This window comes from Methylocaldum sp. MU1018 (assembly GCF_053646775.1).
In genome coordinates, this window is record NZ_CM132195.1 from 2,135,151 (window position 1) to 2,148,868 (window position 13,718).

General features: G+C 60.1%; 10 protein-coding genes and 1 pseudogene. 2 read left to right on the forward strand and 9 right to left on the reverse strand.

Going from position 1 to position 13,718, the window contains the following annotated elements; translation table 11 throughout:
* Nucleotide 1: 1 nt before the first annotated feature.
* From ACWJKU_RS09855 to motA, 3 genes are read right to left on the reverse strand one after another with little or no spacing between them, the layout of a single operon-like run.
* Nucleotides 2-757, reverse strand: coding sequence for a class I SAM-dependent methyltransferase (locus tag ACWJKU_RS09855; protein WP_454142135.1), 756 nt, complete (start codon nucleotides 755-757; stop codon nucleotides 2-4).
* Nucleotides 754-1,689 (reverse strand): flagellar motor protein MotB, encoded by a 936-nt coding sequence (motB, locus tag ACWJKU_RS09860; protein WP_454142136.1) that lies wholly within the window; start codon nucleotides 1,687-1,689, stop codon nucleotides 754-756. The genes ACWJKU_RS09855 and motB overlap by 4 nt, the downstream gene beginning before the upstream one ends.
* Before the next feature lie 21 nt (nucleotides 1,690-1,710).
* The gene (motA, locus tag ACWJKU_RS09865) at nucleotides 1,711-2,565 is read right to left on the reverse strand and encodes a flagellar motor stator protein MotA (protein WP_454142137.1); all 855 of its coding nucleotides are present in this window, start codon (nucleotides 2,563-2,565) and stop codon (nucleotides 1,711-1,713) included.
* Nucleotides 2,566-3,016: 451 nt separating this feature from the next.
* Here motA and htpG point away from each other — a divergent pair, with 451 nt between their 5' ends.
* Nucleotides 3,017-4,912 (forward strand): molecular chaperone HtpG, encoded by a 1,896-nt coding sequence (gene htpG, locus ACWJKU_RS09870; protein WP_454142138.1) that lies wholly within the window; start codon nucleotides 3,017-3,019, stop codon nucleotides 4,910-4,912.
* A gap of 80 nt (nucleotides 4,913-4,992) precedes the next feature.
* Nucleotides 4,993-5,373: a DUF423 domain-containing protein gene (locus ACWJKU_RS09875; RefSeq protein ID WP_454142139.1), complete on the forward strand. Its 381-nt coding sequence runs from the start codon at nucleotides 4,993-4,995 to the stop codon at nucleotides 5,371-5,373.
* A 39-nt stretch (nucleotides 5,374-5,412) separates the two neighbouring features.
* Here the strand turns inward: ACWJKU_RS09875 and ACWJKU_RS09880 are convergent, their stop codons facing one another.
* The 6 genes and pseudogenes from ACWJKU_RS09880 to ACWJKU_RS09905 form a co-directional block, all read right to left on the reverse strand.
* Nucleotides 5,413-5,571 (reverse strand): hypothetical protein, encoded by a 159-nt coding sequence (locus ACWJKU_RS09880; RefSeq protein WP_454142140.1) that lies wholly within the window; start codon nucleotides 5,569-5,571, stop codon nucleotides 5,413-5,415.
* 128 nt (nucleotides 5,572-5,699) lie between these two features.
* Nucleotides 5,700-6,008: a DUF2288 domain-containing protein gene (locus tag ACWJKU_RS09885; RefSeq protein WP_454142141.1), complete on the reverse strand. Its 309-nt coding sequence runs from the start codon at nucleotides 6,006-6,008 to the stop codon at nucleotides 5,700-5,702.
* A 283-nt stretch (nucleotides 6,009-6,291) separates the two neighbouring features.
* Nucleotides 6,292-6,405: pseudogene (locus tag ACWJKU_RS09890) on the reverse strand (DUF2934 domain-containing protein); the annotation flags it as partial.
* A gap of 546 nt (nucleotides 6,406-6,951) precedes the next feature.
* A complete protein-coding gene (locus tag ACWJKU_RS09895; protein WP_454142142.1) occupies nucleotides 6,952-8,121 on the reverse strand; it encodes a WD40 repeat domain-containing protein in 1,170 nt (389 codons plus the stop codon).
* Between the two features lie 161 nt (nucleotides 8,122-8,282).
* Nucleotides 8,283-11,732, reverse strand: coding sequence for a translocation/assembly module TamB domain-containing protein (locus ACWJKU_RS09900; protein ID WP_454142143.1), 3,450 nt, complete (start codon nucleotides 11,730-11,732; stop codon nucleotides 8,283-8,285).
* Entirely contained in the window at nucleotides 11,729-13,450 is a 1,722-nt protein-coding gene (locus tag ACWJKU_RS09905) for an autotransporter assembly complex protein TamA (RefSeq protein ID WP_454142144.1), read from the reverse strand. Before ACWJKU_RS09905 ends, ACWJKU_RS09900 begins: the two co-directional genes overlap by 4 nt.
* Between the last annotated feature and the right edge of the window lie 268 nt (nucleotides 13,451-13,718).

Genomic DNA, 13,718 nt, shown 5'->3' on the forward strand with positions numbered 1-13,718 from the left:
CCTACATCCGCCAGACCAGCAGCCTCGTGGCGCAGCCGTCCCGTAGGGTCAGCGTTCGATCCGGCTCGACTCCAGGCACCTCGAAGGTGCTGCTGATGAACAGCGAACCCGGCTTCATTTCCTTCCGCGCCTTGCGCCACAAGCGCGGCATGGGCGCCGGCGACAGGAAAGCGTAAACCACGTCGAAGCGGCCGAGATCCTCGTCCCAGAAATTGCCGAAACGGATACGGCATTTCCGTTCATGCCTCAAGCGAAACCGGCCCAGCAGAACCGGCAACGGCGCCGATTCGACTCCCAGAAACTCGCCGGACGGACGCTGTTCGGACAAAACGGCCAAACCGCCGCCCCAGCCGCAGCCCAGATCGATGAATTCGAACGCATTGTGCCGCGGCAACAGCTCCGCGACGGCCAGCCAAGTCTCGCGGCGGGTCAAATAAAGGGGAACCCGTTCGCGGAAATTGCTGCGGAAAACCAGCCAAAGCAGCACGAAACCGCCCAGATAAAGGGACGGCGGGAAATCCAGTCGCCATGCGAGAACCGCCGCGGGAGCGAATAGCGCCTGGATCGGCAGCCACCAGTATGGAAGCCCGAATCCCCGGCCGAAGCTCATGGCGATCAGCCCCTCGATCGCCGCGACGAATCCGGCCGGCAAGGAAAATCCGGACAGATAACCGCTCTTGACGAGCAGGAGCACGATCCAGACAGCGACGGCATGGCTCAGCACGGCCCTGAACCACGCCGGCACTGTTTCGATCATGGAGTTTTTACCGCTTGAAGTCCGGCCGCTTCGCGTCCGAGCGTCTCCGGTTTCAGCGGCTTTTCCGCCAACACATCGGCCGAGGAGCCGCCGGACATGATCTCTTCGGCTGTGTGCTTGTTCATGACGATAATGGAAATACGCCGATTGGTGGCGGCCAGCGGATCTTCCCGAACCAGGGGAACGCTCGAGGAAAGTCCCACCACCCGCATCATCTTGTCTTCTCTGAGGCCGCCCTTGATGAGCTCCTTGCGGGCGGAATTGGCCCGGTCGGCCGAAAGCTCCCAGTTCGTATAGCCTCGCCCGCTGCCCGGAAACGGCCTGGCATCCGTATGCCCGGCTATGCTGATCTTGTTCGGGAGTTCATTGATGACCGGCGCGATTTCATGAAGAATCCGCGCCGCATAGTCTTGCATTTTGGCGCTCGCCGAATCGAACATGGCCCGCCCTTCGGAATCGATGATCTGGATGCGCAGTCCCTCGTCGGTAATGTCGATCTTCAATTGGTTTCGAAACGGCTGAAGCAACGGATCGGTCGCGATCATTTCCTCGATCTTTTCCTTCAGCGCTTCCAGCCGATCCAGTTCCTGCTCCGATTCTCGGGCTTCTCCCGCAATGTCTTTCGCGCCTTCGTTGGTCAGCTTGACCTGCCCCTCGGACTGCGTGACATCTTCCCCGCCGCCCTTGACCACGCTGATCGAGTCTCCCGTATTGGGTCCGCCCTGGACGGACGGTTTCCAGGGATCTCTGAAGTAGTCCGCAATACCCTGCCGGACCGACGGCTCGGTCGTGCCCAAAAGCCACATCAACAGGAAGAACGCCATCATCGCGGTGACGAAATCGGCGTAAGCGAGCTTCCAGGCCCCGCCATGATGGCCATGACCGCCCTTTTTGACTTTCTTGACGACGATCTGATTCGAATTGTCGACCATGAGCTTATTCCGGCGCGCGCATCAGCGGTTTTCTTTGAGATGTTTTTCCAATTCGGCGAACTCCGGACGTTCCGCGGAGAACATCGCCTTGCGCGCAAACTCCACGGCGGTCGTCGGCGCGTAGCCGTTCATGGAGGCGATCATCCCGGCCTTGATGCTTTGGTAGTATTTGGTCGACTCGGCCAGACGCTGCTCCAAAAGACCGCTCAGAGGGCTGATGAAGCCATAAGCCACCAGAATTCCGAGGAATGTGCCGACCAGCGCCGCGGCGATGAGCTGGCCCAGTTCGGCGGGCGGCAAGCCCACCGACTGCATGGTGTGCACCACCCCCATGACCGCGGCGACGATACCGAACGCCGGCATGCCGTCCGCCAGTCGTTGCAGCGCCTGGACCGGCAGATGGCCTTCCTCGTGATGAGTCTCGATGTCGATGTCCATCAGATTGTCGATCTGGTGCACGTCCAGGCTGCCGCCGGTCATCAGCCGCAAATAATCGGTGATGAATCCCACGGCATGGCGGTCGGCCAGTACCTTGGGCGCCGATTTGAACAATTCGCTCTGTTCCGGGTTTTCGATATCGCCTTCTATGGACAGCAGGCCGTTTTGACGGATCTTGCTGAAAATCCTGTACAAGAGCGTCAAGGTTTCGAGATAGAACGCCTGGTTGTACTTGGAACTTCTCAGAGCGCCGCCCAAAGCGCCCGCCACGGCTTTCAAAACCTTGGGATTGTTCGACACGACGAATGCGCCGATGGCGCCGCCGAAAATGATGACGGCTTCGTTCGGCTGAATCAAAACCCCGATATGGCCTCCCGCCATCAAATATCCGCCCAGAATTGCGCCTATGACGATGAGATAACCGATGATGACGAACATGCTTTGGCTCTTTAGAGATGCTTGATTGAGGCCGATACGGATTGTCGGTCGACGTGATGCTCGGTTTTCCGAGCCGAAACGGACTGGCAGGACGACGCATTACGGCCCCTCGCCCGGAGGAGGACGAAAAACCGGTTTGCGCCGGTCCTGACTCAAAAAAGTCTAGACGAAAATAAAAACGGAACGGCCCGGAATGATTAATCCTGAACCCGGCCGTCGGAAACAATCTGAAAAGCTCTAAGCCCTCATCCCCGGCCCCTCTCCCCAACCCCTCGCCCTCCGGGAGAGGGGTTGGGGAGAGGGCATGCGGTTCGTCGCCGCGCCGGGGCATCCCCGCCCCGAATCGGCCCGCCTCATATTCATAGGCCGGGACTTGAAAATGCGAAGGGCCGCCCCAAATTCCTATCGTCGTTTCAAAACAAACCACTTTTTCCGGAGGAAAGACACTGCCATGACCGTCGCAGACACCAAGGTAACCATGGGATTCGAAGCTGAGGTCAAACAGCTTCTGCACCTGATGATCCATTCCTTATACAGCAACAAGGAAATTTTCTTGCGCGAGCTCGTTTCGAACGCATCCGACGCCGCGGATAAACTCCGCTTCTCCGCCTTGGGCGACGATGCACTGTACGAGGGCGACAGCGAGTTGAAGATCGCGATCGGATACGACAAGGCAAATCGAACCCTGACCATTACCGATAACGGGATCGGCATGACCCGCGACGAAGTCCGCGAAAACATCGGGACCATCGCCCGCTCCGGCACCCGCCAGTTCTTCGAATCCCTGACCGGGGACGAAGCGAAGGACAGTCAGCTCATCGGCCAGTTCGGCGTGGGCTTTTACTCCGCCTTCATCGTCGCCGACAAAGTCACTCTGGAAACCCGCAAGGCGGGTCTCGACGCGACCCACGGCGTACGCTGGGAATCCGAGGGCGAAGGCGATTACACGCTGGAAACCGTCGAAAAACCCGAGCGCGGAACGACGATCACCCTGCATCTCCGCGAAGGCGAGGACGAATTCCTGGACGGCTGGAAGCTCCGCTCGATCATCCGCAAGTTCTCCGATCACATTTCCCTGCCGATCCGGATGAAAAAGGAGACGCTCGGAGAGGAACAGCCGGCCGACGAATGGGAAACCGTCAACAGCGCCTCCGCCTTGTGGGCGAAAAACCGGGACGAGATTTCGGATGAGCAATACAACGAGTTCTACAAGCACGTTTCGCACGACTTTCAGGAGCCGCTGGCCCGTCTCCACAGCCGGGTGGAGGGCACCAACGAATACACCCTCCTGCTCTACATCCCGGCCGGCGCGCCGTTCGATTTGTGGGACCGCGACGCCAAGCACGGAGTGAAGCTTTACGTGCGGAAAGTGTTTATCATGGAAGGCTCGGAAAAACTGATGCCGCGCTATCTGCGCTTCGTCCGCGGCGTGATCGACTCCGATTCGCTGCCTTTGAACGTTTCGCGCGAAATTCTCCAGGAAAACGCCCTGCTCGAAAAAATCCGCTCCGGCGCGGTCAAGAAGGTTCTCGGCCTACTGGAAGACATGGCCAAGAACGAGCCGGAAAAATATCAGAATTTCTGGAAGGAGTTCGGCCAGGTCGTCAAGGAAGGTCCGATCGAAGACTTCAAGAATCGCGACCGCATCGCGAAACTGCTGCGGTTCTCCTCCACCCACAACGATTCCGATGTCCAGAACGTTTCCCTGGAGGATTACATCGGCCGCATGAAAGAGGGACAGGACAAGATTTATTACATCACGGCCGAGAATTACGCCGCCGCCAAGAACAGCCCGCACCTCGAAATCTTCCGCCGCAAAGGACTGGAAGCACTGCTGCTGCACGATCGGGTCGATGAGTGGTTGGTCGGCTATCTCACCGATTTCGAAGGCAAGCATCTTCAATCGGTGGCCAAAGGGGATCTCGACCTCGGCACGCTCGCCGACGAAGAAGACAAGAAACATGCCGAGGAAGCCGGCAAGGCGTTTCAGCCCGTTATCGACAGGATCAAGCAAACGCTCGGCGACAAGATCAGCGATGTGAAAATCAGCGCCCGCTTGACCGATTCCCCGGCTTGTCTGGTCAGCGAGATCTATGGAATGAGCCGGACCATGGAGCGCATCATGAAATCGGTCGGACAAAACGTGCCGGCCGGCAAGCCGATTTTCGAGATCAACCCCGATCATCCGCTGGTGGCGAAACTCAAGGACGAGGCGGACGAATCGCGCTTCGCCGATCTGACTCACATTCTTTACGACCAGGCGGTGCTGAGCGAAGGCGGGCAGTTGGACGATACCGCGGGCTTCGTGCGCCGCTTGAACGGCCTGCTGCAAAACGTCTTGAACTAACCCGTCCCGATCCGGATTGGCCGGGCCGTTCCCGCTCGGCCAATCCTGGCAGTCTTCCGAAAACCCGACCCGGAGCCATCATGCACAAGCCATTCTTCATTCTCGGCGCCATCGCCGGATTCCTCGGCGTCGCCATGGGAGCGTTCGGCGCTCATGGCCTTCGGGCGGTGCTGGACGAGCATCAACTGGCGATTTACCGCACCGGCGTGGAATACCAGATGTGGCATGCATTGGGTCTCGTCCTGATCGGCGTGACGTCCAGGCAATTCCCCGATGCGCGCCTTCTTGCCAAGGCCGGATGGTGCATGTTTGCCGGAATCGTGCTTTTTTCCGGAAGCCTTTATGCCTTGAGCATGAGCGGAATTCGCTGGCTGGGCTGGATCACGCCTCTCGGGGGCCTGGCATTTTTGGCCGGCTGGTTTCTGCTGGGATTTTCATTCCGGCGGATCGAACGAGCGTGATCGCCCTTATCGCAGATCTTCTCCGGGCCTGACGGTCGTTCACCCTTTCTCGCCATACAAGCGGTTGACCAGGCCCAAAAACCAGCGCGGGCGATTGAGGACGACATACAGCCCGATGAGCCCGACGATCGGTATCGGAAGGATATCCACGATCATCAGGACGGTCAGCACGATCAGGCATTTCATTCTGATGCTCATGATGTCGACCTCAAGCGCCCCGCACGACCGATAGCCGGGATCGTCCGCCGTTCAAATCCACGGAACGCCGGCATCGAACCCCGAAGCATGCCCTCGCACGCACCGGGCAGCGGCGCATACCGGTCGGGTCAGCGCATGTCGGGCGACCGAATCTCCTGTACCAATACCCACGGCGCGACGACCACGGCCCGCAGGGTGCATTTCGCGCTCGACCATTGCCTGGCGTGGTCGTCGCTGGCCCGCACGACCTGCCCTCCGTTCGTCCAGGCCTCCAAAGCGCCTTTATCGTCCCCGGCGATTTTCGCAGCGGCGTCGACCAGGTCCAATTCCGGTGCAATCACAACCAAGGCGCCCCGGGCAAAATGGCGCTCCAGTTCCTGCCAAGCGACTTCTCCCGTTTCCGCCGCGAGTTTCTGACGCAATTCGTTATCGTGCATGTCGGCCGTCTCATGATTGGGTTTGAATCGGAAAATACTACCGAATTCGACAGCCGCCGGCATCGGCCGATGTGCCGGGGAGCCCGGTCAAGTCATGAAGCCCGACCTTCAGGAAGAGGAAGTATGGCGTGCCGGCAACGGCGGTGAACGGTGAACGAGGCGATCGGGATAAATAAACGAGGACGTTTGTTTTGTCCGACGAGTATGCAAAAAGAGAAGGCAGAAACAATATCTGTGGGGGGGATTTCTGCCTTCCGGGGAAGTCGAACCGTCCTGAATCCGTTTAATCGAAATAGCCCGATCTAATTTCCTTTTCGGCTTCCAGCCAATCTTCGATTTCGTAACCCGGAGCAAAACCGCGCTTTTCGGCGCGAAAATAAGCCGCTTCAGCGATTTTTTGATTGATTGTATCGTCTGGAAATGAAACCAAGCCGTTCGAAGAATCCGGCGTCGATTCGCCCGGCGTATCATCTACGGCTTTCAGCGCTTTCCTAGTCATACCAAGAGTACCTCCTGATTCCCTTTAGTTTGTTTTCCCATTAAATCGGCGAAAACGCGAACTTCCCTGTTCCAAATCGCATCCGAGCCGAACTTGGATCAGTCCAGTCACGTATGAGGCATGTCAAATCCGTCGCGACCATCCCGGTCGGATCGAGAATAATCCCGACCTTCGCAGAACGTCCTGTTCCCTGGCAAAATCCATCCATTCCCTTGCCGCATTCACTCCTTTCCGGAACGTTCCGGTTCCGAACCCGACGTCCTCCCCGGGAGGTTTTTGCCGGCCTGCTTCGGCCGCCGTCGAGTAGCTGTATTTAACCGTCCGCGTTTTCTCCGGAGAATACGTAAGAATTCGTATCATCCCGAGCGCGACTTCACGCGCATCTTTACTGTATCCCCGGACATGCCTGAGACGGGATGAGCGCAAGCTTCCCCGCAAGCCGGGTCAATATGGCTTTTGTCGGCTCGAATAGCGCAGTTTTTCCAGATCCCAAACCTTGGTGGCATCCCAACCGACGGTCGCCACCCTGCCCTGAGCCGAGCAAGCGACCTGCTCGACAGGCCCTTCGTGAGCGGGAACGCTGCCCAGCTTTTTGGCTTCCGCCAGGTCCCACAGATACAGGCTGCCGCTTTTGGTGCCCACAGCAATCCAGCCTTTCCGTCTGTCGCGGCAGAAGGCGGTAATCTCGCCGTCATGTTCTGGCAACGTGGCTATGAGGGTGCCCAATCGGGTGTCCCAGAGTTCGAGAACGGGTCCCTCGTAAAAGGCCACCAAAAAACCGTCCTGGCTCAATCCCAAAAGAGATCGATCGGTATTGAACTCCGCTTGCTTGACTATCTCCATGGATGCCGCGTCCCAAAACCAGATTTCCCTGCCCGAAGCGGTAACCAGCAGCGACTTGCCGTCATCCCGGCGAATGAACGCCAAGGCGCTCGAACCTTCGTGCGTTGCCCGCAGGAATTTCCCGCTGGCCGGCTCCCAGATACCGGTCGGCCCGTGGGCGATCCAACCTACCGCCGCGCCGTCCGGCGAGAATGCAACGGCCTTTATGTCATATCCTTCAAGCGCATAATCGGCGAGAAGTTCTCCGTTTTTTCGATCCCATAGCAGGAGGTAGCCGCCCTCGCTTCCCGACATTCCGGCCGCTATCCGGAGGCCGTCCGGGGAATAGGCCAAGCTTTCCAAATGGCGGCCGCCCCGGATTCGAAAGCTGCTTTTGCCGCGCAAGATCTGTTGTCCCGTAGTCGAATCCCAAAAATCCAGGCTCGTTCCGGCTGCTCCCAAAATCTCTGGCCCTGCGGGCGAAAAGACGGGAAGAACGATCGCCGCGTGGGACGGCACATGCGTATGCTCAAGACGGGCGAGCAGGCCCCGGGGGCGCTGAAACTGGTCCACGGCTTTTTCAGCATCCGCCTCGTGCGGGCACGATGGGCAATTCCGCAAATAATCCAGATATCCCTCAAGTGTGTTCAGCGCCTTGGCGCGCTTCCAGACGTCTCGGTCTCCGCCTTCATCGTCCCTGGAGCGAATCAGGGCAATCAGCACCAGAACGCCGAGGCCGAACACGAATAACCCGAAAAACAGTTTCTGGATAAAAGACAAAATCGCTTTCATGATCGGAGCATGATTCCTGAACGTTTCGATGCAACAAGGTGCTGATTTAAATAACGGTGCCGGCCACGGAATTCATCAGGGTGCAATGCTAGCGAAACGATTGCTCGAATCGCAAGCGCATTTCCGGCCGGCGCGTCCGTCGTCCACATTTGCCGGGCGCCCTATTTCTCCCATTCGAAAAGGATATCCGCGCCGCTCTGTTCGCCGGTTTCCGACTGGATTCGCCAGTGTTTATTGAGCTTATAGCGCAATCTGAACGAGTTGTTCGACTGAAACAGGCCGAGACCGTATTGCAGGTAAAGCCGCGGCGTAAGATATTTTCCCAGGAACAGCGCCGTGCTTTCGGCGCCGTTCGGAGCCGAAACGCCGATCTCGTCCAACAGGCCGCCCAAACCGAATCGACTGCCGATTTCTTTCGCGATCAGGCCGCCGGCGGCCCCGCCCAGGGAGACGGCCGCATCCCGCAGCCGGTTGCCTTCCTCGTGCGAGGCGAAGTCCAGAGGTTTTCCGGCGATCAGATACGCAAGAATGTCGGTCTCGGGCAGCGGCGGCCGAGAATACAGCGTAGCGTTGGGCTTTTTCAGGAAACCGAGCACCCGAAGCCCCGCCAGAATCTCATCCACCTTGCGGGTGACCGTAATATCCAACCCGGGATTATCGACCGGGGTATTCGTGAAGATCAAGCGTCCTTGATCGATGGTCAGTTCGACGCCGTGGAAGGAATACATGCCGTCGTGAATGAGGATTTGCCCGGTTCCGCGGGCCTCTTCGTTCGGCTCCTGCACGATTCTCACCTTGCCGTCCAATCGGCCCTGGAAACCCGCCGCCTTGACTCGGATCTTTTCGCCGAGACCGATTTCTACATCGCTGTAAATCCGGAATTCGCTTTCCTTGTCGCCCGTTTGGCCATCGATCAGTACCACATCGTCGGACGGGGTGACGGCCGCCGCCTTCTCGGGAACGTCGATGGACGCTTCCGGCACTTCCACCCGGCCCCGTACGTCGACCCGCTTCCGCTCGACTGTAATCCTCAGATCCGGCGACAAAAAGACCTTGGCTTCCGGCGTGTCGACGCCGAGAAATCGTTTTCCCTCCAGATTCAACGCCAGCGGCCAGCCGGCCGCCGCGTCGAGCCGCCACAGACCGTTCAGACCGATGAAGCCTCCGCCCGACATCGCGCGCCCTTCCAGGTGGATCCGGCCTTGCTCCGAGGAATTCGCCCTCAGCGTCGCGTGCTCGACGCCGATACCCAGTCGAGGCACACGAAAACCGGCATCGGGCACGGAGGCCTGCAGATCGACCGAAGGCACTTTCGCCGTACCGCCGATTCCGACCTCCGCCCTGAACGAGCCGTTCAAGCCCTCGATTTGTTCGAGCCAAGGCTCGAGCACCGCCAACGTCTCCAGATCCGCCGTCACGCGCCCGGAAACGGGTCTGTCCTGGAGATCGGACAACCGGAACGGTCCCTGGCTTTCCAGAGCGCCTCGAACGCTCATGAGGCCGGTCTGCCGCAGATCTAACCGCACGCTCAATGTCCGGCTGGACAGATCGGCCTTCACGGCGGCCGTCTCCGGCTTTATTCGGACTCTTTTCGATTCGTCGACGGCGACTTCGAACGCGACGCCTTCCGCATCGATCTCCAGAATGCCCTGATCGATCAGCTCCTCTTTGCCGCGGAACGCCGCGCTGCCGTTCAGCACGCCGGAGATCGGCACGGGTTTCGGCAGAAGATTCCTCAGCACGGCCAGCGGGAAGCCGGACAGCCGGGTCGAGACTCGCCATTCGCCCGATTCGGCGGTACTTCCTTCGAAACACCAGCGAGCGCCCTGGCGGGTCAGGCAGATGTCGCCGAGTTCGGCGCCGGCGCGCGCGAATTTCAAACCGGCGGGCGCGCTCAGGGTCCAGGCGCCCGACCGGGGTTCCTTGAGATCGAAACGGTTCAGAACGCCGCGCCAGGTCCTCTCGCGCCATCCCCCCGCGGCTTCGAAAGCTAGCGCATAGGGCGGACTGTCGATGCGGCCGCTCAATCCGTGTCTTTGCAGGCTGCCGCGGCCGGACAGATCGATAGCCACGGTGTAGCCATCGAACCGCGCCTCTTTCGCTCGAAGATTGAAAACCAGCGGCGATTCGGGCTCGGCGCCCGCTTTCAGGATCAGGCTCAGCTCCCGGGCGCCATAGTCCTGAAATCTCAAACCGGCCGCATCGAGTTCCGCCTCGACGGCCGGCGCTGACCGGGTTCCTTCCAGCTTTCCGCGGCTGCTCATCCTGCCTTTGGCGCCCGGCAGCCAGATGCCCAAATCGTCCGATTTCAAGGTCCATCGGAGATCCGGCCGCGGTCCCCAGACGCCGTCCAGCGCGAAGGCCGTGGTCGCGCTGTTCGCCCGGAAATCCCGGAAAACCACGGCATCGGTCGGAAAGCCGATGCCGCCCGCCGCCCGCACCCGCTGTTCCCCGACGCGGCCTTCGAGTTCCACCCGGATATCGGAGCGGGTGCCGGCAATCGTCAGGCGTCCTTCCGGGCTGCGCCATTCGCTTTTGGCTTGCGGCGGCCAGAGCAGATTTTTCCATCGGGCTTCCAGGGCGATTTCCGGCGTTTTTCGAATGTTGCGGAGCTGCCCTGAAACGGCGATTTCCGTGCCGCTTTCGGGAAGCGCCAGATTGAGCGTCTCGATCGCGAGTTCGCCCGGTTCCCGGTAAATCAGCGCCAGGTTTCCCCGCGCCTCGCCGAGATCCGGCAGAGTCATCGCGAAATTCCCGGAAACCTTCGCTTCTCGGCCGGCACCGCTGCCCTGCAAATGCACGGACAGCGGCCAGTCTTTCCAGCCCGGCTCAATCCGATTCAACGGAAACGCGGGGAGGTCGGCTTCGGCGCTCCAGGCGACGGCCTCTTTGCCGATCGAAACCTCCACCGTCACGCTCATCGCCGTCGGAGCCTCGATCTGCTGGACGATCGTCAGGTGGCCGAGGTCTCCGGTTACCGTTCCGGTTCCGCTGAATGGCGGGCGATTCGGCAGATTTAGGCGCCATGACGTGCCGAGATCGATAGGCCGCCTGTCGCGGGGAGCAATGTTTCCGGCGAGCGTTGCGGCGATGTCGGGCGTCTTCAGAGCCAGCCGCTCGACGATCAGGCGGCCTTCCCGAATCTTCAGACGCGCGTCGATCCGTTCCAGACGGGCCGGCTCCGCCGCTTCGGACGATCGCCAGATCGCGTCGCGAACCTGCAAATCGTCGACCGCCACATCGAGCGGCAGGCGCAAATCCGGCCACCGGGGCGTTTTCGACGGCTCGGCCTCCTCGCCCGTCTGCTCGATCCGGACATCTTCCACGCGAATCGCGCCGAAATGCAGGACGCCATCCAACAATTCGCCCGGTTGCCATTCGATCCGAATTTCTCGCGCGCCGACGCTCGATGTCGCGTTCCGATAGTTCAGATCGCGAAGCGAAAACCCGCCCGACACCGAGCCGGATACGGCTCCGATCTTCAAACCGCCGAATACCTGCTCCGCTCCGCGGGCGAGCCAGGCCAGACCGGTTTCGGTCGCCAGCAGCGCGTAGATTCCGGTAGCCAGGACGAACAGGACGGCCGATGCGATCGCCGCTGCGCGCTTCATAAATCGGGGCCCAATATCAGATGCACTTGAAACGAATCCTCCGATCTCGACAGCGGCACGGCGAAATCGAGCCGAACCGGACCGATGGGCGAACGCCAGCGGCCGCCCACACCGACGCCGTGGCTGAACGGTTCGTCCAAGCGATTGGCGGCCCGTCCGACATCGTAGAACGCGGCCACGCCCCAGGGCCCGAACAGCGTCCGCTCGTATTCGATGCTGCCGACGGTCAGATAACGCCCTCCGGTTCGATGATCGTTTTGGTTCCGCGCGCTGATCTCGTTCAGGCGGTATCCACGCACCGATTTGTCTCCGCCGGCGTAGAACCGTTGCGTGAGCGGCAAACGGTCGAATTCGCCGGTCGCGATATAGCCGAGTTGGGCGCGCGCGATCAGCCGGTTGCGCTCCCCCAGGCTATAGATGCCCTTGGCGTTCAGCCGCAACTTGAAAAACGACACGTCCGACAGCACGTCTTTCCAGGCCCCGTTCCCGATCAAGTCGACACGCGCTCCGCGGTCGGGATTCAGCACGTCGTCCGACTCCAGCCAGGTGTAAGCCACGCCCGGCATCAGCAGGACCGCCGTTTGCGGCCCCTCGCCGACGTCGAAACGCTCGTGCTGCAAGTCCAGCGACAGCACTTCGCGCAAGCTCCGCCGAGCCGTCGAACGCCTGATCCCGGCGCGCATGACGCGGGCTTCGCCGGCATCGGTGTCTTCGGTGCCTATTTGCGCGGCGAAGCCGAGTTGATCCTTCTCCGGGTGTTTCAGGGGAATCGCGTATAGCGCGTCGAGATCGGTACGGATGAGCGATACCCGCAGGTCGGCGTAGAAGCTGTGTCCCTGCCGGTTCAGATAACGATTGCGATAGCCCAGGGCCAGACGCGGCCCGGTATCGGTTCCGTATCCGGCGCCGGCCTGGAAGCGATTTTTCGGTTGCATCTCCAGCTCGACCAAAATCGGCACCGTTTGCCCGTCCCCCTGTTCCGGCTGCGGAATCGCATCGGCCCTCGAAAAATAACCGCTGTTGATCAGATTTTTCTGAAGCCTGACCAAAGTCGCGGCACGAAAAGGCTCGCCCGGCCGGAAATTGACGAAACGTTCGAGCAGCGACTGCTTGAGCGGGGTCTCCGGGAACGATATCTCGCCGAAGCGATAACGCTTGCCGGTATCGAAATGCAGATGGATTTCGGCTCGGTAATCCGACAGATGCACCAAAATTTCCGAGCGGATGTAGCGGGCGTCGAAGAATCCGAATTCGGCGGCGGCTTCCGAAAACGCGTCCTTGCCCTTCTCGTATCGGGCATGGTCGAGAACATCCCCCCGCTTGAGCGGAAAACGCTCGATCAACGTCTTGAATTCAGGCAACGCCGTGCCTTCGCCCGTCAGCCGCACATCTACCTCGCCCAGCGCGATGGCGGGTCCCGGGTCGATTCGATAGACCGCCAGCCAGCCCGCGCCCTCGCGAGTCAGCGACGCATCGATTTTCGGGCGGTAGTATCCGAAGGGCTGCAACGCTTTTCGGATCTCTTCCGGGGCGCGCTCGTGGGCGATGCGAATACTGTGCGAACCGCTCATGCCGTCCGGCCGCGCGATGGTCAACAGCGCGCGGATGTTTTCTTCCAGTTTCTCGTCGTCGAGCCCCTCGATTCTGACCGTGACCGGTTCGTCGCCCCACGCGCACGCCAGCCACAGCCAACAGCCGAGCAATAAAATCCATCGCACTCACGTTCCCCTAGCCGGTATTGCGCCGGATAAGTCATCGTTCAAATGGTCTAATGATCGCAAAGGCTACGGATACGGAAAAGCGAAGGAGCACCGATGTTGTCCGGCTCGTTTCCCGTTCGGCGAAGCTATGTTCCTGGTTTTTTTTTGTTTTTCCATCGCATCGCCGACTCGCAGGAAATACACCGGCACCGGATGCCGCCTGTCCGATACCGTCCGTCGCGCGGATTCGAGCTTTCGAAAACATTTTGCGCCCAGAGCGATTGAG

Excerpts from the sequence above, each read along its gene's own strand:
- ACWJKU_RS09855 (WP_454142135.1), bottom strand. The coding sequence starts at position 757 with ATGATCGAAACAGTGCCGGCGTGGTTCAGGGCCGTGCTGAGCCATGCC.
- ACWJKU_RS09895 (WP_454142142.1), bottom strand. The coding sequence starts at position 8,121 with ATGAAAGCGATTTTGTCTTTTATCCAGAAACTGTTTTTCGGGTTATTC.
- htpG (WP_454142138.1), top strand. The coding sequence starts at position 3,017 with ATGACCGTCGCAGACACCAAGGTAACCATGGGATTCGAAGCTGAGGTC.
- ACWJKU_RS09900 (WP_454142143.1), bottom strand. The coding sequence starts at position 11,732 with ATGAAGCGCGCAGCGGCGATCGCATCGGCCGTCCTGTTCGTCCTGGCT.
- motB (WP_454142136.1), bottom strand. The coding sequence starts at position 1,689 with ATGGTCGACAATTCGAATCAGATCGTCGTCAAGAAAGTCAAAAAGGGC.
- ACWJKU_RS09885 (WP_454142141.1), bottom strand. The coding sequence starts at position 6,008 with ATGCACGATAACGAATTGCGTCAGAAACTCGCGGCGGAAACGGGAGAA.
- ACWJKU_RS09875 (WP_454142139.1), top strand. The coding sequence starts at position 4,993 with ATGCACAAGCCATTCTTCATTCTCGGCGCCATCGCCGGATTCCTCGGC.
- ACWJKU_RS09880 (WP_454142140.1), bottom strand. The coding sequence starts at position 5,571 with ATGAGCATCAGAATGAAATGCCTGATCGTGCTGACCGTCCTGATGATC.
- motA (WP_454142137.1), bottom strand. The coding sequence starts at position 2,565 with ATGTTCGTCATCATCGGTTATCTCATCGTCATAGGCGCAATTCTGGGC.